15 protein-coding genes are annotated in these 23,702 nt (G+C 42.0%); 4 read left to right on the forward strand and 11 right to left on the reverse strand.

Annotated features, from left to right (window positions below):
- Nucleotide 1: 1 nt before the first annotated feature.
- From AACW45_RS19035 to AACW45_RS19055, 5 genes are all read right to left on the reverse strand, one after another.
- Nucleotides 2-673 carry a TetR/AcrR family transcriptional regulator gene (locus AACW45_RS19035; RefSeq protein WP_190628501.1) on the reverse strand — a complete coding sequence of 224 codons (672 nt, stop codon included), beginning with the start codon at nt 671-673 and terminating at the stop codon, nt 2-4.
- Nucleotides 674-975: 302 nt separating this feature from the next.
- The gene (locus tag AACW45_RS19040; protein ID WP_190628503.1) at nt 976-1,587 is read right to left on the reverse strand and encodes a cytochrome c oxidase subunit 3; all 612 of its coding nucleotides are present in this window, start codon (nt 1,585-1,587) and stop codon (nt 976-978) included.
- Nucleotides 1,588-1,795: 208 nt separating this feature from the next.
- Nucleotides 1,796-3,448, reverse strand: coding sequence for a cytochrome c oxidase subunit I (gene ctaD / locus AACW45_RS19045; RefSeq protein WP_190628505.1), 1,653 nt, complete (start codon nt 3,446-3,448; stop codon nt 1,796-1,798).
- A gap of 7 nt (nt 3,449-3,455) precedes the next feature.
- Nucleotides 3,456-4,301 (reverse strand): cytochrome c oxidase subunit II, encoded by an 846-nt coding sequence (coxB, locus tag AACW45_RS19050; protein ID WP_190628507.1) that lies wholly within the window; start codon nt 4,299-4,301, stop codon nt 3,456-3,458.
- Nucleotides 4,298-4,651: a hypothetical protein gene (locus tag AACW45_RS19055; protein WP_190628509.1), complete on the reverse strand. Its 354-nt coding sequence runs from the start codon at nt 4,649-4,651 to the stop codon at nt 4,298-4,300. The genes coxB and AACW45_RS19055 overlap by 4 nt, the downstream gene beginning before the upstream one ends.
- A 1,524-nt stretch (nt 4,652-6,175) precedes the next feature.
- Here AACW45_RS19055 and AACW45_RS19060 point away from each other — a divergent pair.
- Nucleotides 6,176-7,795 (forward strand): helix-turn-helix domain-containing protein, encoded by a 1,620-nt coding sequence (locus tag AACW45_RS19060; RefSeq protein WP_190628511.1) that lies wholly within the window; start codon nt 6,176-6,178, stop codon nt 7,793-7,795.
- Between the two features lie 348 nt (nt 7,796-8,143).
- Here AACW45_RS19060 and AACW45_RS19065 read toward each other — a convergent pair whose 3' ends face one another.
- The 5 genes from AACW45_RS19065 to AACW45_RS19085 form a co-directional block, all read right to left on the reverse strand.
- Nucleotides 8,144-9,028 (reverse strand): GNAT family N-acetyltransferase, encoded by an 885-nt coding sequence (locus tag AACW45_RS19065; protein ID WP_190628513.1) that lies wholly within the window; start codon nt 9,026-9,028, stop codon nt 8,144-8,146.
- 133 nt (nt 9,029-9,161) lie between these two features.
- The gene (locus AACW45_RS19070) at nt 9,162-13,007 is read right to left on the reverse strand and encodes a hybrid sensor histidine kinase/response regulator (RefSeq protein WP_190628515.1); all 3,846 of its coding nucleotides are present in this window, start codon (nt 13,005-13,007) and stop codon (nt 9,162-9,164) included.
- 337 nt (nt 13,008-13,344) lie between these two features.
- A complete protein-coding gene (locus AACW45_RS19075; protein ID WP_190628517.1) occupies nt 13,345-15,726 on the reverse strand; it encodes a glycoside hydrolase family 31 protein in 2,382 nt (793 codons plus the stop codon).
- Between the two features lie 75 nt (nt 15,727-15,801).
- Entirely contained in the window at nt 15,802-16,194 is a 393-nt protein-coding gene (locus tag AACW45_RS19080; protein WP_242045513.1) for a response regulator, read from the reverse strand.
- Between the two features lie 17 nt (nt 16,195-16,211).
- Nucleotides 16,212-17,762 (reverse strand): sensor histidine kinase, encoded by a 1,551-nt coding sequence (locus AACW45_RS19085; RefSeq protein ID WP_242045514.1) that lies wholly within the window; start codon nt 17,760-17,762, stop codon nt 16,212-16,214.
- Nucleotides 17,763-19,525: 1,763 nt separating this feature from the next.
- Between AACW45_RS19085 and AACW45_RS19090 the strand changes: the two genes are divergently transcribed.
- The 3 genes from AACW45_RS19090 to hpnK all read left to right on the forward strand — a co-directional run bounded on the left by AACW45_RS19090 (nt 19,526) and on the right by hpnK (nt 22,921).
- A complete protein-coding gene (locus AACW45_RS19090) occupies nt 19,526-20,356 on the forward strand; it encodes a squalene/phytoene synthase family protein (protein ID WP_190628519.1) in 831 nt (276 codons plus the stop codon).
- Nucleotides 20,357-20,496: 140 nt separating this feature from the next.
- Nucleotides 20,497-21,942 carry a hopanoid biosynthesis associated radical SAM protein HpnJ gene (gene hpnJ, locus AACW45_RS19095; RefSeq protein ID WP_190628520.1) on the forward strand — a complete coding sequence of 482 codons (1,446 nt, stop codon included), beginning with the start codon at nt 20,497-20,499 and terminating at the stop codon, nt 21,940-21,942.
- Between the two features lie 112 nt (nt 21,943-22,054).
- Entirely contained in the window at nt 22,055-22,921 is an 867-nt protein-coding gene (gene hpnK, locus AACW45_RS19100; RefSeq protein WP_190628763.1) for a hopanoid biosynthesis-associated protein HpnK, read from the forward strand.
- Nucleotides 22,922-22,949: 28 nt separating this feature from the next.
- Here hpnK and AACW45_RS19105 read toward each other — a convergent pair whose 3' ends face one another.
- Nucleotides 22,950-23,324 (reverse strand): DUF2237 family protein, encoded by a 375-nt coding sequence (locus AACW45_RS19105; protein WP_190628522.1) that lies wholly within the window; start codon nt 23,322-23,324, stop codon nt 22,950-22,952.
- Nucleotides 23,325-23,702: the final 378 nt, after the last annotated feature.

Raw genomic sequence — 23,702 nt, forward strand, 5'->3', positions numbered from 1 at the left:
GTCAATTTTTTCTCCCCGAATTCTCATCTGGTAAGTTGCTAGATGAGAAGTGACTTTGCAGGTAACTTAAGCTGAAACGCTTCATTTCTGCTACTAGTCGCTGCCGAAACTGTTGCTCTTGATTGAGGGAAAGCCACATTAAGGTACTAATTGTTTTTACCAACACAAAGGCGATCGCTTCGTAGTCTACTGTCTCTAACTCTGCTTCCCTTTGCGCGAGTAAGGTAGCGAAATCTCTAATCAGTTCAGCATCAGCAGCATCTCCAACTGCTTGCACTTCAGGTATAACACTCTGAACTTCCATAAAAATTGCAAAGTAGCCGGGATTCTCAGAGAAATGCTGCTCGGTGATATCAATCAACTGCTCAACCAGGACAGATAAAGGCAATTTTACCAAATCGGGATTATTGAGTATTGCCAATTTTTGATGCAGACGTTCCTCATACCGCAAGGCTAAAGCCTGCATAATCGCTGTCTTGTCGGGAAAAAATTGGTATAGTGAGCCGATGGGTATCTTTGCACCAGCCGCGATCGCATTGGTTGTGGTTGCAGCATAGCCCTGAGAAATAAACAGTTCTTCTGCTACATCAATAATGCGGTTAACTCGCTCCTGACTGCGGGCTTGGCGTGGTTTGCGGCGCATTCCGCCTGCGCTTGATGGGCTTTCTGTCATAGTTACCTCCCTGGCTTGAGGGAATAAATGAGGATTACTCACATTTATCTTGACATAACATGAGTAATTGTCATATTTTAAAAAGTGAGCTTTACTCGTATTTTAACCTAGTTCTTAATGGAGAATCTATCAATGAGTCAGAATTTAATATCTAAATCTCGTCGCGAAAAGGCGATCGCCCTGCTTGACGCAACAATACAGGCCATGCTCGCCCATCAGCCCTTGATTGGACAGCAAAAAAGGCATTTCTGTAAATTCAGAAATACCTTTTAAAGCTGATTATTTTCACATTTCGCGGCAATCTAGAACAAAGTTAAGATATACAGCAGCGAAAATAGGATAATCCAGATAATGTCTACAAAGTGCCAGTAGATTTCCGCCATTTCAATGCCAGTGTGTTTAGTAGCAGAGTAATGACCGAGACGGCGCGATCGCCACAGTACGCCAAGTATTAACAATAACCCTATAAATACGTGTAAACCATGGAATCCGGTCATCAAGTAAAAGCAGTTAGCAAACACGTTGGTAGTTAAGCCATATCCCAGTGTCAAATATTCATATACTTGACCGCCTAAGAAAATGGCTCCCATTAGCGCCGTAATTCCATACCACAAGCGCATTCCGGCGACATTGTTCTTTTTAATCGCGGTATCGCCTAAGTGAATGACAAAGCTGCTAGAAACCAGGATGATTGTGTTAATCGTGGGTACGAGTAATTCTACTTCTGTACCTTCTGGCGGCCAGACTTCAGCACCACCACGCAAAATCAGGTACGTGGCAAAAAAGCCAGCAAACATTAAAGACTCGGAAACCAGAAACGTCAGCAACCCAAACACCCGCAAGTCTGGATGGTGTTCGTGAGAAGCGGTGGAAGCTAAGGCTATTTCTGGGGCGTTCAAAGTTGAATCCTGCATAAATTCCAATTTTTAGATAAATAATTGGACGGTGTACCCTTAAGGCTTTTTTTCTCTCTGCGTCCTCTGCGTTCTCTGCGGTTAAATAATAAAACCACAGAGACACAGAGAACACAGAGTCAAGAAGTTACTTTGAAAACAGATGGTAGGGGCATGGCATTGCCATGCCCTCTAGAATATATTGATGTACCGCAAAGACTTTTTAAATCTAAGCTGCGGTTTGGGCTGTTTCTGCAACTTCAATATTGCGCCCGTAATCATAGGGGCCATGAGTGACTACAGGTAATACTTCCCAATTTTCAATCGCTGGTGGGGAAGCGGTTGTCCATTCTAAAGTCAGCGCCTCCCAAGGATTATCTGTGGCTTTGGTACCATACATCCAACTCCAAATGGCGTTGAAGAAAAAGGGTAATACAGATATGCCAAGAATCATAGCGCCAATGGTACAAATATGATTGATTCCGGCAAATTGCGGGTCATACATGGCGACTCTACGCGGCATTCCTTGTAATCCCAACTGGTGCATGGGTAGGAAGGTGAGGTGAGTACCCACAAAGGTGAGGGCGAAATGAACTCTTCCCCAAGTTTCATTCATCATTCTGCCGGTAATTTTGGGAAACCAATGATAGATTCCGGCATAGATACCAAATACGGAACCGCCAAATAATACGTAATGAAAGTGACCGACGACATAATAGGTATCGTGAACGTGGATATCAAAGGGTGCTGTGCCTAAAGTTACACCACCCAATCCACCAACAACGAACATAGATAACAAGCCAATAGCAAATAACATGGCGCTGGTGAAGCGAATTTTACCACCCCATAGAGTTGCTACCCAACCAAAAATTTTCACGCCTGTGGGAACGGCGACAATTAAGGTAGAGATGGTAAAGAACATCCGCATCCAAGGAGGCGTACCACTGGTAAACATGTGGTGTACCCAAACGAATAAACCGATAATGCAAATTGCCAAGCTAGAATAAGCGATCGCTTTATAGCCAAATATCGGTTTACGGGCGTGAACGGGAATCACCTCGGACATGATGCCGAAGATGGGCAAAATCATTAAATATACGGCAGGATGGGAATAAAACCAGAATAAATGCTGATACAGCACTACGTTTCCGCCTGCATCTGGCTTAAAGAAAGAAGTGCCAAAGTTAATATCAAATAATAACAGCACCAATCCTGCTGCTAGCACTGGGGTAGACAGCAGGGCTAAAACGGAAGTTGCTAAAATTGCCCAGCAAAATAATGGCATTTGCGTCCATTGCATACTGGGTACTTTCATTTTCAAGATGGTGACGACAAAGTTTAACGCCCCCAAAATTGAGGAAGTTCCCACCAAAACGATCGCTAAAATCCACATTGTTTGGGCAGTATTAGCGGTGATTAAACTCAATGGTGGGTAAGCAGTCCAACCGCTTTGGGAACCACCAAAAAAGAAACTACCTAAAAGTAATGCGCCGGCTGGGGGATTCAACCAAAAGGCGATCGCATTTAATTTCGGAAACGCCATATCCCGCGCCCCCACCATCAACGGAATCAGGAAGTTACCAAATCCACCAATGGCGGCTGGTACAATCCACATAAAAATCATCAATGTGCCGTGATTCGTCATGAAGGCGTTATACAGATTGGGGTCGAGAAAATCTGCATCTGGCGTATTTAATTCGATGCGGATAGCCATAGCCATCAATCCCCCAATCAGGTAAAAGATAAAGGCTGTTACCAGATATTGAATGCCAATGACTTTGTGGTCGATATTAAACGTAAAGTAGTCGTACCATTTCCAACTATGGGGTAATTCGTGGGCGGTAACAACTGCTGTAGTTTGCGAATTTTGTAACTGTGTCATAGAAAAACTAAGGATTTACGGCAACGGTTCTATCTATTTCTGGTTGCTGGGCTACTTGGTTTTCTGCTAACCAGCGATCGTATTCTTCGGGGGTGTGGACAACTACGGAACTACGCATACTACCGTGATAGCCACCACAAAGTTCGGCGCAAACTATGGGGTAGGTTCCGGTTTTGGTGGCGGTAAAGCGTAATTGTGTGGCTTGTCCGGGAATTGCATCTTGTTTCAAGCGAAACTGGGGTACCCAAAATGAGTGAATCACATCATTTGCAGAGATGTTTAACAATACATCTTGACCGATGGGAACGTGCAATTCGCCAGTATCAACATTTTTATCGGGATAGTTGAACAGCCAAGCATACTGCATTCCCGTGACGTTGACTACTAAAGCGGGTGGCTTTCCTTCGTTTACAGGTGTGGAACCAATACCAATCGGGTTAGATTTTGCTTCTGTCATCATCGATTCGTGACTCATTCCATGATGAGATATGGCATCCATCCCGCCCATTTCTGTGTAAACATCTACACTGTAGATTCCTAAGCCAATAACGATGATTCCGGGAATGATAGTCCACAAAATTTCTAAGGGAAAGCTACCTTCCATTGGTTCGCCATCGCTGTTATCGCCACGACGGCGGCGAAACTTAATTACAGCAATGAGTATCGCCCCTTGTACTACTAAAAATAAAGCAGTCCCAATGGCTACCATTACGTTAAAAAAATTGTCTACTAAAGGCGCTTGCAAAGAAGCTTGTTCTGGAAGTAGATGATTATTTTGTCCTACCCACAAGCTAATGAGAGTAATTAAAATACCTGCAATTAAAGTTACGATGCCAACGGGTATTTGTTTCATAAAATAATTTCCTCTGGATAAGGATTCTGCTGCCACATTCTTTGCAATATTTTGATTTTTCTTTGTCTCATCGCCGCCCGATAAGCAACATAGCTATTATGTAAATTAACTCCTAAACAAAAACCTATAGGAGCTAAAATTATCACCCATAATAATCCATAAATTCGGGGATTTATTCCATAATTCATTAATTGCTGACTGTCTTTTATGTCTGACAATAAATTTTGTCTTGCCAGAAAATTTAGATGTTCTTGCCAAACTACTATTATGGCTACTAAAGCTGGAGAAAGCACTACTAAGGTTAATAAAATTACGGAGATAATTTTTAATGTCTTCGGTTGCATAGGCATCACGGTAAAACCGCATATTCTCGTGAATGCGGCGGTATAAGTACTGCATTTTCAATCCGGTTAATTCCATGTGTAAATGTCAATAATCTTGACAAATTACAGCGAATCTCTTTGATATATGAAAATCTGCTTTAACCTGCTTCTGAGCAATTGGGATATGAAGATGAAAAAGTAAAGTCAGCCAATACCGAGACAATCTCACAACCAAGGAATAAAAATCTTTCTTCCTTTGTTACTTATATTTTGTTACCTATATTTTGTTGTATATATCACGAAAAAAGATTATATGGGTAAAATCCCCTCAGTTCGGCAGCATTTTTTAGGATTTCTTAATAGTTGAGAATGCCTAAATATTTTAGATTTTCTTAACTATTGACAGGAAAATTTTTCAACTATCGCCAATAGGTCTTCGCCCAATCCTCCTGATGCTTTTTGTGTATTTATTGGTTCATATATCAAAAGGGAACTGCTAGAGAATACTAAGGACACTCCTATTCGACCTGTATATCAGAAGTGTTATATCAGCTACTTGATTTCTTCATCGCGGATAATTAAGAATGTACTCAACTGTGTAAATCCTTGCACCATAAGAGCTTCAAAGTATTTTTCTGTTGGGGTACTAGTATTTTTCTAATGTTAAGAATATTTACTGAGGGACTTCCAAATAAAAAAATATACAACTATTTATTGTGGGGTGGGCGTCTCGCCCGCCCATAGTCAAAGGCGGGCAAGACTTCGGCGTGAGCGCTCAGTCGAACGCTGCCCACCCCACAAGATTGGATAATTTATCACACCTTCATGAATCAAATTATTTAAAAAATTAATGAGATAAACAGCGTCTATTCTTACAGCTACGAGCTAAATTTATCTCGCGAACATAATGTCAAGATTTCATGATTTTATGGTTGATAAACTCTTGTCAAGCTGAAATTTTGCCGCTTTGGTTTAATTCTTAAAAAACTCATGTTTTTATAGCAGTTAATTAGATTTTGTGCTGTTACTCAAATCCCATAAGCATCAGGGGTAATTTTGTTACACTCATGTTAAAATTGCTAACTAAAGTTGAGATTTAACGAATCTAGATAATAATTTTTTGGGAAATATGAAGATTCATATAATGGTTCAAGACGAACAAAAATCCCATGAGTTTTTGGTTAAAAAAGTTACTAATGTGAAGCTGGAGGAATGCGGATATTCCCAGAATTATTGAATCCTGCGCAATCAGTTTTAATTAATAGAAATTTTTAGCGATCGCTTATTAACAAAGTCTAGTAAATAGGACTTACGCACCGAACATAAAAACCCTCACACGGGTGGTCAAAAGTCAAAAGTCAATGGTCAAAATTCAGGTTTTTGGACTATGGACTATTGACCATTGACAAAAAGCATGAAAAATATCTGACACTGCGTAAGTCCTAGTAAATTCGGCATCTTTGCCAGCAAGAGTAATCAATAGAAGCTGTAATTAGGAGATATTTACAGCTTTATTTAGTATTTCCATCTAAAAACAACTCTGACAAAACCATGCCCTATGCCATTACTAAGCGCTGTATTCAGTGCGATAATTGCCTTCCTCATTGTCCTCAAGGCGCTATCCAAGTGATAGATGGTGATTACTGGATTGACCCAACTGTATGTAATGACTGTGAAGGTTATATGACACCACAGTGCGTGCTTTCCTGTCCGGTTGATTCACCTATACCTTATCAGGCGAAAAAGGGCAGATGCAAGGTTGACGCCAAAACTGTTGCGAGTCCGAAGCTGTTTACTAACGGAAACAGCCATCCTTTTGCTTCAGCGATTGTGATTTGGGAATTGTGCAACGTTTTAGCGCAACGCCAATCTCTTGTGTGGGATATGGATGCAGAGGGAGAGTTATATTATCAACGACAAATTAATGGTGGTAAAGGTGCGATCGCGTTTCGTGTGACAGATAGTGTTGATTCTACCGCAGCAGTAGCGCTTAAAGGTGCAGAAGCTGTTTCTAGAATTGAGAAATTCGATTTGAGATCTGCTTGTTTGCATTTAATCTATGCTGCTTATGCGACTAATTTAGAGCAGCCTTGGGCAGAAGAATTTATTATTAATGACAAACAAATTGAAGATTATTTAGGCTTAGATAAGCGCAAAGATTTAAATAAATCTACCAAACTGGCTTTAATTAAAGAATTAGTACAGCAACCATGTCAACTGATAGCTTCAATTAATTTACCTGCAAAAGGTAAAATTCAGGAAGTGAAATTAGAAAACAGCCGAGTCTGGCATTTATTAGAAATTCAACATCATTTTCAAGAAGATGATTTAGGCTGTAAACATCTAGTAGGATTAACTTTTAAAATTCAAGCTGGGGATTGGGCACAGTATTTTTTAAATCGTCAAGCTTGCAAAGAAAGGAAAGCTTTTTATCAATATGGTACTTTACCCAAAGTTTTACTGAATACAGTCATGAGTATTTGGCAACAGCATGAAGGTGCAGCCAGGATGATGCTGTGGTTATTATTTAAAACCAAAATGGGTAAAGAACAGCGCGTAACCATTCCTACTTTGATGAGAGTAGCTTATGGTGAGGGAAAATTAAGCCATGTAGCCTTGCAACCAGAACATCGCCAACGTTTATTAAGAATATTTGAAAGCGATTTAGAAGTACTTCATCATTATGGACTAAAACCAATATTCGATCCCGTTACTTACCCTGAAGAAATTCAACCTTTATGGGCGAAATTAGTAAATATTCCCGAAGATGCAGAAGCAGCATTAGAATTTTGGATTGATGATGGTAGTAATAGTACGCGATTAACTGATGCAGCGCCGCGTGGTAAATGGACTAGATTAATGAATGCGCGGATTTTAGATTTTGAAATGCCTTCAGATTGGAAAAAACAATTGAGTAAATCAAAGCAGAAAAAATCGCGAACTACTAAAAGTAAGACTCAGATGAAACAGCAAATAGTTCTTTCTACCGAATATATTCTTGAGGCGAGGAAAAAACTCGGATTAAGTCAAAGAGATTTGGCACAGCTAACAGGTAAAAGTCAGAGTTGGATTCGGGATATTGAAAATGGGCGATTTCAAGCTAAGTTAGAAGACCAAATATTATTAAGAAAAGCATTAGGGATCAATTCTAATTCTGTGGGTGGAAGTTAGGGAATTTGTCATTTGTCATTGGTTATGCGTTTTTCATAAGATGGGTATGATCTATCTCGTTTCCAGCCTCCGGCTGGAAATGCGTATTGCGAGGCTCCGCCTCGGAAGCTGATAAATTGAGGCGGAGCGTCAGGATCATCGCTCCCACGCAGAGCATGGGAGCCAGTGAGGATCTATCTCGTTTCCAGCCTCCGGCTGGAAATGCGTATTGCGAGGCTCCGCCTCGGAAGCTGATAAATTGAGGCGGCAGCCCACAGATCATCGCTCCCACGCAGAGCATGGGAGCCAGTGACAAGAAAATGACAAATGACAAATGACAAATGACAAATGACCAATGACCAGTTATCTTTAATACAAAGCAGAGGGTATAAATACTCCTGTTGGCTCGTTATACAAGCCGATACTCATCAAGGTTTCGGGTTGGATAAAACGCAAGCCACGATCTAAACACCAACGGAACAAGTCTCCGTTACGCATGGGAACGTAAAAGCCTGAACCTGCAAAGGCTGGTGCTGCGCCAATTAGTGCTTTTAAGTCTTCATTATTTTCGCCTACGGCATGACCAAAAAAGCCAATTTCTGTGGCGTAACCGGAGATACGTCCATCATACTCAACTAGGGTGGCTGTACCGCGCTCAAAGGCGGTTTTGAGTTCGCCTGCGCGGTTGTGTCCGTGAATGCGATCGCATAGTTGATTACAGCTAGCAATGTCGGCTGCTGTTACCGGACGCACAATTCGCCCTGGTATTGTAACAAAAAATGGCTGTCCTTGCAAGTTCGCTAGGGGTTCGCGGACATTAAAGCCGAGTTTGGTATACAAAGAAAGGGAACGGCTGTTATATGCAGCTTGCACGAGACGCACGCCAGGATAGCCTTTTTCCTGGGTTCGCTGTAATACATGTTCCATCAACCGACGACCTACAGACAAGTTTTGGGCGGCTGGATCGACTGTAGTGGGGCCGATTCCGGCGATCGCATCGCCTTCCCATAAAAAGTTACTACCGACAACGCGCCCATCAGCTGTTTCTGCGACGACTGAGTAAATATTGGGATCTGCTAATAGTTCGCTCAACATCTCCGCCCCAAACTCCGCAGAAGGAAAGTCTGGTGTATAACCATACTGTTCCGCAATTGCACTGAAAGCTTGATACACAATAGTGCCACAATGTAGCGCGTCTTCTGGGCGTCCCGCACGCAGTGTCACCGAAGATGTTTTTTCTAATACTTTATCCATAATAAAAAACCTGCTGATTTATCGGGAAAGGCAGAGGGCAGGAGGCAGAAGGCAGAAGGGAATTCTGGTTCCTGTTCTCTGCCCCGTACCGACAGTACAGGCTAAACACCGCACTGAACTCTACATTCTTCTCTCAAGCACGCCCAACTAAGCTAGCAACAACTGTGGCTAATTCTGCTGGTTCAATGGGTTTGGGTAAATGTAACTGATAACCTTCTTGAATAGCGCGCATTCTGTCTTCTGCTCTAGCATAAGCTGTCAGGGCGGCGGCGGGAATATCTCCCCCTTGTTCTGGTGGAAGCGATCGCACTTTGCGAATGAATGAGTAACCGTCTTCGACTGGCATACCGATGTCGCTGACAATGACATCTGGTTTCCACTGTGGAATTATTTCTAAGGCTTCTTTAACTGATGCGGCGGCTTGTACTTCGGCTTGGGCTTGTTGCAGTACAGTGGCGATAAAGTCTCGGCTGTCGGCTTCATCGTCCACAACTAGCACCCTTGTACCTAATAAGGAAGGCAATAAAACTGGGGCGGAATCTTCTTCTTGAGGGACTTGGGGAATATTTGCCTGGGTGGGTGACAACAAAGGTAGGTTGACTGTAAATGTTGAGCCTTGTTCCTCGCCGGGGCTATCGACTTGCACCGTACCGCCATGTAATTCGACTAAATGACGGACAATTGCTAAACCTAAGCCGAGTCCGCCATGTTTTCTGGTACTAGAACTATCTGCTTGGCGAAAGCGGTCGAAAACGTAGGGAAGAAACTCGGCACTAATGCCGATACCGGTGTCAGTTACTTGAATTTGAGCGTAGCTAGTAAGATTACCTTTGAATTTTTCGACGGTTTTAGCCAGTCTAATTTCTATTCTCCCACGAGGTGAGGTAAATTTGATGGCATTGGATAATAAATTCCAAATAATTTGTTGCAAGCGTTCGGCATCGCCAGAAACTAAAAAGTCAGAGTTATGATCTGGCAGATGAAATTGCATCTCAATTTCTTTGACTTGGGCGGCGAGATGGACGGTTTCTAAGGCTGAGTTAATAATGGAAATCAAATTGCAGGTAGCGACATTTAAACGCAACTTTCCTCGGATCATCCGCGAGATATCGAGTAAGTCTTCAATCAATTGGGTTTGGATTCGGGCGTTGCGTTCGATGGTTTCTAAACCCTTACTAGCTTGAGCTTCGCTAAGATTGCGCGATCGCAGTAATTGTGCCCAACCTAAGATAGCGTTGAGGGGCGATCGCAATTCATGGGACAATATCGCCAAGAATTCATCTTTCATCCGGTTGGCTTCTTGCAATTGCTCGGTTTGTTGCTGCAAAGAGTTAATTAACTGTGCGCGTTCCATGGCGATCGCAATTTGATCGCAAACTGCTTGCATCATTCCTTTTTGATTGTCAGTAAACCGCGTGCGGGTGCGACTGCCAAAGGAAAGTGTACCTAAAAGCTGTCCTTGGGTGATTAACGGGTAACTATAATAAGCTGTAATCCCTATTGAGCGAATTAAGGCTGTTTTGGGATCTGTTGATTGCTGGACATTATCTACAGTAATCTGACATTTGGTTTGGGCTGTTGTTCCGCATACCGCCGTACCCACAGCTAGATACTCAATTTCTTTGGCTAGTTCTGCGGAAATACCTGTAGATGAGGCGAGATGCATTACTTGAGAGTTATCCTCAACCAAGTAATTTAGATACATGTCTAGCCCAATCTGTTCAGCAAGTTTACGGTATAAGCTATCAACTAAAGCCACAGGATTTTGACTGGATAATAATTCGCTAGCCGTATCAAATAATAGTTTTAGCCGCTTGTAACCTAAGGAAAGGGCTTTTTCTACTTCTTTGATATTGCTAATGTCTTGAAAAACTAATACACAGGTAGCCGGATAACCATGCATTGCTGGTAAGGTATCGGCGAAGATTAAAAGCGATCGCACGCCTTGATTTGTATGCCAATCTACCTCTAAGCCATCCAAACGTTCGCCACGAGCTACCCTAACTGCGGGGATTTGGTGATTTGCTAGGCGATCGCCATTGGCATCGGTGAAATAATAAAATTTATTGTAATCCTCTATTGCTATGCCTTTGGGAAATTCCCCTCCCGCCGCTTCATTAGCAGCGCGATTCGCAAAAGTTACCTTTGCTGTTCCCGGTTCAATAAATAATAGTGGCTTGGGCATTAAATTGAGGACATCTTCTAGCCATTTTTGCTGATTGCGCAGTAATTCCTCAGCTTGCTTGCGTTCTGTAATATTCAAAAATACGCCGATACAACCTCTAGTATTACCTTCCTCATCAAATAGCGGTGCTACATATTCCAGCAGTTTGACGATGTTGCCATTATCTTGCACAACATCTACTTCAAAATCCATAACTTCCACACCATGCGCCGCAGCATACTGCATGGGAAGTTCTTCTCCAGATATTTCTCTACCTTCACGGTAGACTTTAAAATTCGGTTTTTCCTGAATTGGCGCAGTTAGGGAAGCATTATGATTCGGAGAAATTCCTAAATGTTTAGCAAAAGCTGGGTTAACGCGGATTGTTTGACATTCGGGATCTTCTGCGATTCCAATTCCAACGGGGATAACATCAAGCAAAGTTTGTAACTCAGTAACGCGCCGTTGCAAATCCTTGTTGAGTTGGATAATTTGCTGTTTTGCCTGTTGGCGTTCGCTTAAATTGATAATAAATGCTACTGACTCTTGGCGTTGTTCCCCTAATAATACATAACCTACTAAAACCGGGATGCGGCTACCATCTTTGCGGATATATTCTTTTTCATAGGGCGTACAAGCACCATTATCACTGGCTTGGGCTTCGGCAATTCCTTTCTCATCTAAATATAGGTATTCTGGGGGTGTGATTTCACTCCAACTAATTCTTCCCGCTAATAAATCTTCTCGCGTGTAGCCAATTAAAGATAAAAATTCGTTATTAGCTTGTTGGATACCGCCATAGATATCACCAAACAAAATGCCGATTAAATTCGCATCTACAAGACTTCTGAGTTTGGCTTCATAGGCTTTGAGTTCATCTTGCACGCGATCGCGCTGTTTGCTGAGACGTTCGACTACACTGGTACTTTGCCATATAATTGTGGCAAAAATCACCATAACGATAATCGCAAATAATGATATAGCAAACGCCGTATCATAACCACCGATTTTTTGACCGAGAACAATTAACCATCCCACAACAAACGGAACTGCGATCGCCGCTAATAATAATCTGCGAGACAACAAACCGCTATCGGTATTGCTAGTAATTATTCGCATTAATCCCTGGCTTGGATTTGTCCACATAATTCCTATACACAACACTATAAAAGTAATAGCTGTGTGTAACGCCATTGAAGTTGAATAAGGTTGTGCGCCATAGAGAGTACTTACGTGATAGGTATAACCAATTAAGGCTTGAATAGCAATTAAACCAGCAATCAGGGCGAGAATTTGGGAATACCAATAACTGCGGGAGGTTTTTTGAAACACTGCTAATTCTAAGGATCTACCAACTAGCATAAAATCAAGTGCAGTGTTCAATCCCATGCGCCCTGGCTGCGCTGTCAATATAGCATTTGGGGAGTCGGGGAATAATAACTCGTCAATACCGAAATTAGTCCGAAATATATATTGAATGACTGTCAATAACCCCAGTATCAAGACTGCGATCGCCAAAATACGAGAACCCCACAGATAACGGGGATAATTTTGTATAGCAGCACCTTTTTCTTTGTTGAGATGTTGAGCTAACAAAAGTGACACCCCAGAAAATATAAAACCCAAGGCTGTATTCGCCTTCATGGTTACTAAACCCCTAGAGCAGGCACATTTGAGCCATTCAATCTCGAAAACCCAGCCTATCAGTACAAATACACCAATGAAAATGGCGATCGCACTAGTGATTTGTACTATTAACGCTTGTGTGGAGACGCGAACAAGAACTGGCAAACGCCTGCGGTTTCTGTTTAACATCCAGGTTTTTGTAACCCCATCTAAACATGCCAATCGTAGATTATTTTGTGTGTGAGTCTAGTGGGTTATATTCTGGTAGTTAATGATACCTACATTCAATTTATAATTTCATCTATCTATGTGCAGATTTTATTGGGCATTGGGCATTGGGCATTGGGCATTGGGCATTGGGCATTGGGCATTGGGCATAAAAAGTCAACAGTCAACAGTCAACAGTCAACAGTCAACAGTATTTCTGAATTTTGAATTTTGAATTGATTTTGTCCCCCTTCCCTTATCCTCCTTGTCCTCCTTGTCTTCCTTGTCCTCCTTCCAAAAATCTATCCTTATGTAGATGTTAAAATCTGAAAATATACGCGCTGCCATCATCAGTAAAGCGTTGTTCGCCAATACCAACGACTTCAACAATTACTTCTCTCTCTGGTGGTATCCATTCCCCTACTCTACGCACAATATCAACGACAATTTGATTTTCTTGCGTATATACTCTGATTTCTCTTAAAGAATAGTTTTGATTTTGACCAGAATTACTAATACCATCATCTTCAAAAAATAAGTATTGATTGTCACCAGGCCAAATACGCCAACGCAGTGAATTTTGTGGCGATTCACCGACATATTGCTGTACAGGCTGCATAGGGATAATCGCACCACCACGGACATACAGTGGCATTTTTTCTAATGGTGCATGACTCAGAATATGGGTAGGGCCTGTGTATTGTTCTCCCGTCCACCAGTCATACCAAGTACCTGCGGGTAAATAGACAGCGCGGTACTCAACCCCAGGACGGTAAATTGGTGCAGCCATTAGGGAAGCGCCCAAAAATACCTGATCGTAAATTGTATAGGTTTGGCGATCGCGCGGATAATGGTAAAATAAAGGTCTTAAAATCGGAGCGCCTGTTTGTGCCGCTTCCCAAAATAGGTTGTATATATAAGGTAATAGCTGATAGCGTAGGTTAATATATTCTCGACAGATATTTTCAGTGCGATCGCCAAATACCCAAGGTTCATGACGCGCCGTAGACATCGCCGAATGTCCCCGCATCAAAGGGTAAAGCATTCCTACCTGCATCCATCGGGCAAATAATTCCGCCGTCGCGTTACCAGCAAACCCGCCAATATCGCAACCCACAAACGCCACACCCGAAAGCCCCATATTACACAACATGGGTAAGGACATTTCCAAATGTTCCCACAAAGATTGATTATCCCCCATCCACACCGCAGACCAACGCTGCACCCCCGCATACCCAGAACGAGTCAACACAAACGATCTCTCTGTTTGCCGATAACGCTTTAACCCCTCAGCACAAGCCTTAGCCATCATCAACCCATATAAATTATGTACCTCCAAATGCGTCGTACTTGATGCAGATAAATTCCCCCCTGCTCCCTGCTCCCTGCTCCCCTGCTTTTCCTCATCCCCCTGCGGCGCATCCAAGGGAAACCAAATCTTCTCCCCCCCATCCCCAAAGGGACGATTATCTATAGCGGGTTCATTCATATCATTCCAAATTCCCGCCACACCGATATCGGTAAGACTTTTGTGCAAATCACCCCACCACTGACGCACATCAGAACGTAAAAAATCGGGAAAAACCGCTTTTTCCGGCCAAACATAGCCGTGAAATAAGGCACCATCAGCTTTACGTACAAAATAATCGTTTGCTAATCCTGTATCAAATACGTGATAATTAGCTTCCGGTTCATATTTCACACCCGGATCGATAATTGTCACCGTCTTAAAACCAGCTTGTGCTAAATCGCCGATTAATTTTCCTGGTTCCGGGAAACGTTGTGGACTCCAGGTAAACACGCGATAACCCCGCATATAATCAATATCTAAGTGGATCACATCGCAGGGAATGCGACGCTGACGAAATTCTTGCGCCAGTTCCCGCACCACATCTTCTGATTCGTAACTCCAGCGACATTGATGATAACCTAACGCCCATTTTGGCGGTAGCGGCATTTTCCCAGTTAATTGCGTGTATATACGCAAAATATCTGCTGGTTCGGGGCCGTAGATAATGTAATAATCTAGCTCTGTGCCTCGTGTTTCCATCTTCCACACACCAGGCTGGGCTGCGCCAATATCAAATTGACTCCAAAAGGTTGTGTTAAAAAAGATGCCATAACTCAACTCTGGACGCAAAGCCATAAAAAAGGGAATGGCTTGGTACATTTCATCAGTCAATGCATCATAATCTAAAGCATCAACCGTCCAGTTAGTTTTAACTTGGCTGAGTTTATCTAAAAAACCTGTGCGTTCGCCAAAGCCGTAAAAATGCTCATCAGCGTAGATTTTCTTCCAACCAGCAACCGCACCCTGACGCCAACCTATCCCCAAATCCACATCTTCCGCAAAGGGATGATTGTCTTTGTCAAAGCAAACTAGGCGAGAATTTTGCTTTTCCACACACAAGCGAATTTTTCCCGTAGTAATTTCTACCGCAGTCTCATTATCTTGCACTTCAAAAGGTAATTGCGTCCATTCTGAATCATCCACCGTCACCGCCCAAGAACGCCGGGGGGTAAATTCCCCTGTTGGTGAAAACCTGACTCTGATTAAGTTGGGAGAAAGTATAGTCACCTGTAACCGCGAGTTACCACAATCAAAATTAACAGTGCTATCGCTCCAATTTACAGCCTGTACGCTACCGATATGATTCCAAGGTTGGTTGGTTGTCGGTAATTTACCAAAATATTGCGGCATGATAACTGATGACTGATGACGGTTGACGGTTGACTGATGACTATTGACTATTGACTATTGACTATTGACAATCCTTTAATTCAAGACTACACCTACAACTTCCTGTAAATCTTCCTCCTTCCAGGGTTTGCGGATACAAGCATAAAGATTAGCTTGTTGTCTAGCACGCTCAATTGCGGCTTCGTCGGCTTGTCCTGTTAACATTACAGTAATCACTTCCGGGAAGCGTTGATGAACTTGAGTTAAAAACTCATCTCCTCTGACATTAGGCATCAACCAGTCAGAGACAATGATGAGAATTTTAATTCCTTCCTGTTCTAATTCATCAATCACAATCCAGGCTTCTTCTGCACTTTCGGCAACTTCATAAATATACTTATTGCCAAATAACCTTTTGAGTTGTTCCTTCAGTGCCTTTAAAATTGCAACTTCGTCATCTACACAAAGAATAGCAGCATCAGACATCATAAATTTCCTTTACCTATTTAAATAGACTCGATGGGCAAGTACACAATAAATTGAGTATGCCCTGGTTTTGTATTTAATGTTATGCGTCCTTGATGTTTATCAATAATTCTCCGGGAAATATGTAATCCTAAACCACTTCCTTCACCAGCCGGTTTGGTGGTAAAAAAAGCATCAAAGATTTTTTGCTGTATGTCTTCGGGAATGCCAGATCCTGTATCTGTAATGCTTACCTGAATTTCTTGTGCTTGCTGACGGGTGGCGATAGTCAGCGTTCCCCCTGATGGCATTGCTTGTATAGCATTAAAAATTAAGTTTGTCCATACTTGAATTAGTTCGTCGGGGTAACCCCAAATGTCTGGTAAATCTTGATAATCACGAATTAATTTAATATTGCGTTTGATTTGATTGTGATAAAGAGCGAGCGTAGTTTCCAAGCCTTCAGTTACTTTTAATAACTGTTTTTTTCCACTTTGATCGAAATGTGAATAGCTTTTGAGTGCAAACACAATTTTGGCGGAGCGATCCACAGCATTGCTAATCATCTGATTGTTGATAAAACAGGAAGTGAGGTTATAGGCAAACTGTATAGCCCATTCTCCTGAATCACCTTTTAGCAGAGGTAACAAAAATTCCATATCTTCAGTTATACCCATATCCATCAAGAGATCGGCAATATATCTAGCATTGTCAATATCATTCTCTTGAAGTGTATTGGTAATTTTGCGTTTTAGCACCCGGTCTTTTTGCGAACCTAGGGACGGTTGATTTTGCAGCGCCCTATTAACGATATCAAACAAAATTTCTTGTTCTTTACTGTCCAAGTGCTGATGTAGATAAGCAATTTCTGCGAGTGCTTCTTGTAGTGCCTTATCTGTATTACTTGCCGATGCTTTAATAATCCCTAAAGGATTATTAATTTCATGAGCTATCCCCGCAATCAGTTGACCTAAAGATGCCATTTTTTCTTTTTGAATCAACTGATCCTGGGTTTGGTGTAGTTCTGTCAAGGTAGCTTTCAATTCTTGGTTTTTATTCCACAATCTCTGATTAAAACTATATGATAAGCCCCCAATGATAGCGGCTGATAATATTAAAGAAACTGTAGTACCAATATCTGCTATTTTTCTCGCATCTACTTTCTGTTGTACATAATATTTTTCTAAGGTAAAAACTTCAGCATATAACTCATCATATATTTGATCGATACCATCAGCATCAACTTGAATTGCTTCCTTGACGTTACCTTCGCTGATTAGCTTCAGAACCCCATCAATTTGTGTTCTATAAAGGCGATGTAGTCCAAACAATTTTTTTAAATCATCTTTTCGCTCAATTTGCCCTAGCTCATTTAATATAATGCTTGTAGTTTCTTTATTTTCTGCTAGTTCTTCTGTTAAATCTTCATCAATTGTACCTTTAGAAATACCCTCCCATTCTAAAGCATTGAGCCTACTGACTTGCTCTTTGACACGAGTTAAAAGTAGTCTGGTGTTATTGCTCTCCTCTGCCATCTGATTAAGTGTATAAATTGCTCCTGCTGTGGCGATCGCAACTATAATAGACAGCAATAATATGGGCCATGTTGAATATTGAGACTTGAGCTTGACTGGAGCCTGAGCCAACTGCGCTTTTAAGACCAGAGAGAGGTGATTGAACATAGATCCTAAATAATAGAGAGTACGAAGCAATAATTACGGCGATGACAATAAACAAATTTGTCAATAGTAGTCGAAATACTGACACTCAGGAAATAATAGCAACCTCTTTAGTGATTGTAATACAGAAAAAACACTAACCTTAGGATTATTGTTCCCTATATATCGAAAAAATCACCAGGGTTTATTGGCATATATATTGCTAAAAATACCGATATTGATCGCGATCGCATCCATGAAAAATGAGACAATTCATGGCATTTGCAAAAAGAATGCAACAGATGCTAGAGACATACCTGTGTCAACTTAACTCGAAACCCAGTTACCGTAAAGAAATTCAATTCCTTGTTCATAGCAAAAGTCATTTACTGGGTTGCTAAATCTCCCTGGGGATCTAACCACCAGCTACTTCTCACAACTAATAAGATGAACCACTAAATATGCTCAAAATTTTTAGTCTACTTTGAGTATATTTGGACTTGGTTTCTGGTCATTAATTCCAAAGCAAGCGAGAAAGCTTACAGTCAAGGGATTTCTCGCTGAAGTTGACACCAATGATCAAAACTTGCACCCCTACATAATTGCAATAAGCTTCAGTGGAGACAGCAAAATCTGCTTTTGTTAACTAAATATACCAAAATGAGTCAGTGAAATAGCTTGTAACTTGCGGAAAACACCAAAATGAGTAAGTAAAATGGCTTATGACTTGCGGAAAACACTAAAATGAGTAAGTCGAACGCCATTTCTAGTAAGTCGAATGGCTTATGACTTGCGGAAAACACTAAAATGAGTAAGTCGAACGCCATTTCTAGTAAGTAAAATGGCTTATGACTTGCGGAAAACACCAAAATGAGTAGGTAGAACGCCATTTCTAGTAAGCAGAATGCCATTTTGAGAAGGTAGAATGGCATTTTGAGAAAGCGATCGCGGATTTTGCTGACTAATTTTAGTCTAAATCTCAAGTTTAGATGAAGTTGTTATGTATGACTTATCTGTATACAAAGGATTGCCTGAAACCACACTTGTTAAAACTAATACATAGCCTATCTCAAACACAGTCCTGAAAAAACTTTCTTAAGAGTCAACAGTCAACAGTCAACAGTCAACAGTCAACCGCCAACAGTCAACAGTCAACAGTCAACACTTCGGGACTTCCAATTAAAAAAATACCCACGGGGGTAGGGGCACGGCACCGATAAAATATCGGTAATACCGAAAGTTTGTATATGCCGTGCCCCTACAAGTTGGATAATTTATTTTTTGGAGTTCCCTTCGACAGAGCTTCAGTGCAGCGCAGTCAACAGTCAACAGTCAACAGTATTTTATTCAGCTTCATCAATACTTCACAGAGTTTTTTCTCTGACAATTAGCTATTCTTTGAGAGAAAAACTTGCAGATAATTCAGCAAATTTTAGCATAATTATTTCTAATTACACTGAAAAATTATGCTAGTAGTGGCATCACATCCTCCAGGCATTTTTGTCACCAAAGGACTATATACTAGACTAGACTTTAGGCGATTTGAGCCTTTTGTTAATTGTGATACCTTAGACTATTAATTTTTAGAGGAAAAACTAGCTAAAAAACAGTTCTTAATGTTTAGTAAAAATTAGATCAAGTATCATCGAAAAACTGAAAACTTCATGTGGTGTGACAATCAAGAGAGGAGTGAAAACATGGATTTACGTAGAGATGCACTGCAAATCCTGAAAGAAACGAGTCGAACTTTTTACATCCCAATTAGCATTTTACCGTCAGGGTTACAAGAGGCAGTTGCATCAGCATACTTGTGTATGCGCGCTATTGATGAAATTGAAGATCATCCAGAACTGGATAACCCAACTAAAGCACAGTTATTGCGCACAATTAGCTTGACATTACAAGCAGGGGTTGATGGTTTTGCCGTTGATGCTTTTTCCTCAGGATTCAATGGTTATGAGAATACTTTACCAGAAGTTACCCTTGGCATTAGGGAATGGTCAATTTTAGCACCGGAAGCGATCGCCCCGCGAATTTGGGATGCCACCGCCGCAATGGCAGACAGAATGGCATATTGGGCAGAAATCAACTGGAAAATCACCACAGAATCAGATTTAGATCGTTATACATTTGGGGTTGCAGGCGCGGTGGGGTTGTTGTTATCTGATTTATGGGCTTGGTATGATGGTACCCAAACAAACCGTACCCAAGCCATCGGCTTTGGCAGAGGTTTACAAGCAGTGAATATTTTACGTAACCATACTGAAGACTTAAAACGGGGTGTAGACTTTTATCCCCAAGGCTGGACTGCTGCCAACATGCACGAATATGCAAGGCGCAACCTAGCCCTAGCAGACGCTTACACTCAAAGTCTAGGTGCGGGGCCAGCCTTAGACTTTTGCCAAATTCCCCTCACCTTGGCACATGGAACCCTAGACGCCCTAGCCAACGGCAAAGAAAAACTCAGCCGCAACGATGTTTTGGCACTGCTCAAGCAATTTATTGATGTGAACATTAAAGCTAGTTAGTTTGAAAAGGCAGAGGGGCAGGGGGCAGGGGGGCAGGGAGCAGGGAGCAGGGGGAAAGAAATGCCCCATGCCCAATGCCCCATGCCCAATTACTATTGACCATTGACTATTGACTTTGGACATTTTAAGGAGAGCTATCAATGAAGAAAACTTTGTTCCTCAGTCCTCCTTCCTTTGATGGATTTGACGGTGGTGCAGGTTCTAGATATCAAGCCAAGCGGGAAATTACTTCTTTTTGGTATCCCACATGGCTAGCCCAACCTGCTGCACTTGTGCCAGGGAGTAAACTGGTGGATGCGCCGCCACACAGTCAAACTGTGGAAGATGTACTGAAAATTGCTAGGGATTACGAATTGGTAATTATGCACACCAGTACACCATCATTAGCTAATGATGTGAAATGTGCAGAAGCGATAAAATCCCAAAATCCAGACGTAAAGATAGGCTTTGTCGGTGCCCATGTGGCAGTATTACCAGAGGAAACACTGCGGGATCACTCAGTCATCGACTTTGTATGTCGTAACGAATTTGACTACACTTGTAAGGAATTAGCCGAAGGCGTAGCTTGGGAAGATATTAAAGGTTTGAGCTATCGTGACCAGTTTTCTAACGTGCGTCACAATGAAGAGCGCCCCTTAATTCACGATTGGGATGCTATGCCCAGCGTTTTGCCTACCTATGCCCGCGATTTAGATATTAATAAATACTTCATCGGCTACCTGCTGCATCCCTACATTTCTTTTTATACTGGGCGCGGTTGTCCGGCGAAATGTACCTTTTGCCTATGGCCGCAAACAATAGGCGGACATTTATATCGCCATAAAAGCCCAGAAGTTGTTGGAAAAGAGATGGCAGAAGCCAAAGCTATCTTTGGTGACAAAGTACGGGAGTATATGTTTGATGATGATACCTTTACCATCGACAAACATCGCGCGATCGCAATTAGCGAACACATGAAGCGTCTCAAACTCACCTGGAGTTGTAACGCCCGCGCTAACCTAGACTACGACACCCTCAAAACCCTGCGCGACAACGGCTTACGCTTGCTACTTGTCGGTTTTGAATCTGGTAACCAAGATATTCTCAACCGGATTAAAAAAGGCATCAAGCTAGAAGTAGCGCGGGAATTCATGAAAAACTGCCACAAATTAGGCATCACAGTTCACGGTACTTTTATTATTGGTCTACCAATTGAAACTCAAGAAACCGTAGAAGAGACAATTCGCTTCGCCTGCGAACTCAGTCCCCATACAATTCAAGTTTCCATTGCTGCACCATACCCCGGCACAGAACTTTACGAACAAGCCAAAGCCAACGGCTGGTTTACCAACCAATCCCTAGTAGCAAACTCCGGTATTCAAACCTCAACCCTGCAATATCCCACCCTTTCCAGCGCGGAAATTGAGGATGCAGTTGAGCGCATGTACCGGAAATTCTACTTCCGTCCCAAAGCCATCATCCCCATTGTCAAAGAAATGCTAACAGACAGACAAATGATGGTACGCCGCCTACGCGAAGGCGGAGAGTTCTTCACCTACCTCAAAGAACGCCGCAATCAGCAAACTGCCGCACACGCAGGAAACTAGGCAGAGGGGACGATTGTAGAGACGCGATTCATCGCGTCTCTGAGCAATGCCCAATGCCCCATGCCCAATGCCCACTCGCCTTGAGCGAAGTCGAAAGGATGCCCCATGCCCCATGCCCAATACCAAACCCCGCTTTGCCATCATTAATGGTGATGACTTTGGCTTTTCTGCTGGAGTCAATCAGGCAATTATCCAAGCTCACGAACAGGGTGTATTAACTAGTACCAGTTTAATGGTAACAGGAGATGCTGCCGCAGATGCGATCGCCTGGGCACGCGATCGCCCTAGTTTAGCAGTTGGTCTACATTTGGTATTGGTTTGCGGTCGTTCTGTCCTGCCTCCCTCCCAAATTCCCCATTTAGTAGACTCCCAAGGCAATTTTTCTGATAGTCCTCTGGTAGCTGGCTTACGTTATCAATTTTACCCAGCCGCCCGTGAGGAATTACGCCAAGAAATCCGCGCCCAGTTGGAAAAATTTCGCCAATCTGGGCTGCCCCTTTCTCATGTCGATGGGCATTTACATTTACATGTACATCCTGTAATATTACGTATATTAGTAGAATTAGCTCCAGAATTTAACATCCAAGTAATCCGTCTGCCATCGGAAGAATTGCAAATGAGCCTCAAACTTGACCGGAGTGCTTTACTAACTAAATTAGTTTGGTCAGGAGTATTTGGAAGACTGCGCAGTTATGGCGAAAGCTTACTTACCGCTCACGGTATAAAGTTTGCACAGCGAGTATATGGATTGCTGCAAACTGGGAATATGAGCGAACAATACTTACTTGGTCTTATACCCCAAATTCAAGCAGAATTAGTGGAAATTTATTCCCATCCCGCCTTAGTTCAACCAGGAGAACCGCTTAATGGGTTACCCGGCGCTGGCGAAATAGAACTTGCTGCTTTATTAAGCGAACAAGTCCGTCAGGTTTTAACTATCAATGGATTTGAATTAACTAATTATCACCAGCTTGAATAGTCAACAGTCAACAGTCAACCGTCAACCGTCAACCGTCAACCGTCAATGCGTATTTTTTCAAATCCTCCAAATTACACACTTCCAACGCTCTTGCATGGGTAGCTTCTAATACAACTGGGGGAGCAAAACCAGCTTCTAGAGCTTCTTGCCAACGAGCTGCACATAAACACCAGCGATCGCCTTCTCTCAATCCAGGAAAATTATACTCAGGGACAGGTGTACTTAAATCATTTCCGCGCGATTTGGTAAATTGCAGGAATTCTGCTGTCATTTGCGCACATACAACATGCATACCAAAATCTTGACCACCAGTATTGCAGAATCCATCACGATAATAACCAGTCATCGGAGCAGTACAGCAACTCTCCAAAGTAGTACCAAGTACGTTTTTAGCTTCTGCCATAAACACCTTACCTTAAGTTCACCCGTATTGTTGTACAGCTAATAACTAGATAACTAAAGTGAACTTTATCATTTTTCTCGAAGCTTCAGAGTAGTTTACACATTACACTTCTAACAAAATTGCTAATTTTCGCGTTCTTCTTTGCAACTTTGTGACACAATTCACCACAACGGTGGCAATCCTGCAACGCGCTATCTTTTGTTTGTGCGAGCTTTTCAGACTATTATTCAACAACGCCACAATATTTATCTAATAATTGTCTTGAAATTAGAAAAAGTGAACAGTTTTCTTATGAAGATTTCTTGACAACCAATCTAAGTTTTTTTAAGGAAAAATCTTACAATAATAAATTACTAATACAGTACCTATGAATTCCGT

The sequence above is a fragment of the Calothrix sp. FACHB-168 genome, from assembly GCF_963889195.1.
Taxonomy (GTDB): Bacteria; Cyanobacteriota; Cyanobacteriia; order Cyanobacteriales; family Nostocaceae; genus Aulosira; species Aulosira anomala_A.

Bases quoted from the DNA above. Each gene is read 5' to 3' on its own strand.
- AACW45_RS19035 (WP_190628501.1), bottom strand. From the start codon at position 673: ATGACAGAAAGCCCATCAAGCGCAGGCGGAATGCGCCGCAAACCACGC.
- AACW45_RS19040 (WP_190628503.1), bottom strand. From the start codon at position 1,587: ATGCAGGATTCAACTTTGAACGCCCCAGAAATAGCCTTAGCTTCCACC.
- ctaD (WP_190628505.1), bottom strand. From the start codon at position 3,448: ATGACACAGTTACAAAATTCGCAAACTACAGCAGTTGTTACCGCCCAC.
- coxB (WP_190628507.1), bottom strand. From the start codon at position 4,301: ATGAAACAAATACCCGTTGGCATCGTAACTTTAATTGCAGGTATTTTA.
- AACW45_RS19055 (WP_190628509.1), bottom strand. From the start codon at position 4,651: ATGCCTATGCAACCGAAGACATTAAAAATTATCTCCGTAATTTTATTA.
- AACW45_RS19060 (WP_190628511.1), top strand. From the start codon at position 6,176: ATGCCCTATGCCATTACTAAGCGCTGTATTCAGTGCGATAATTGCCTT.
- AACW45_RS19065 (WP_190628513.1), bottom strand. From the start codon at position 9,028: ATGGATAAAGTATTAGAAAAAACATCTTCGGTGACACTGCGTGCGGGA.
- AACW45_RS19070 (WP_190628515.1), bottom strand. From the start codon at position 13,007: ATGTTAAACAGAAACCGCAGGCGTTTGCCAGTTCTTGTTCGCGTCTCC.
- AACW45_RS19075 (WP_190628517.1), bottom strand. From the start codon at position 15,726: ATGCCGCAATATTTTGGTAAATTACCGACAACCAACCAACCTTGGAAT.
- AACW45_RS19080 (WP_242045513.1), bottom strand. From the start codon at position 16,194: ATGATGTCTGATGCTGCTATTCTTTGTGTAGATGACGAAGTTGCAATT.
- AACW45_RS19090 (WP_190628519.1), top strand. From the start codon at position 19,526: ATGGATTTACGTAGAGATGCACTGCAAATCCTGAAAGAAACGAGTCGA.
- hpnJ (WP_190628520.1), top strand. From the start codon at position 20,497: ATGAAGAAAACTTTGTTCCTCAGTCCTCCTTCCTTTGATGGATTTGAC.
- hpnK (WP_190628763.1), top strand. From the start codon at position 22,055: ATGCCCAATACCAAACCCCGCTTTGCCATCATTAATGGTGATGACTTT.
- AACW45_RS19105 (WP_190628522.1), bottom strand. From the start codon at position 23,324: ATGGCAGAAGCTAAAAACGTACTTGGTACTACTTTGGAGAGTTGCTGT.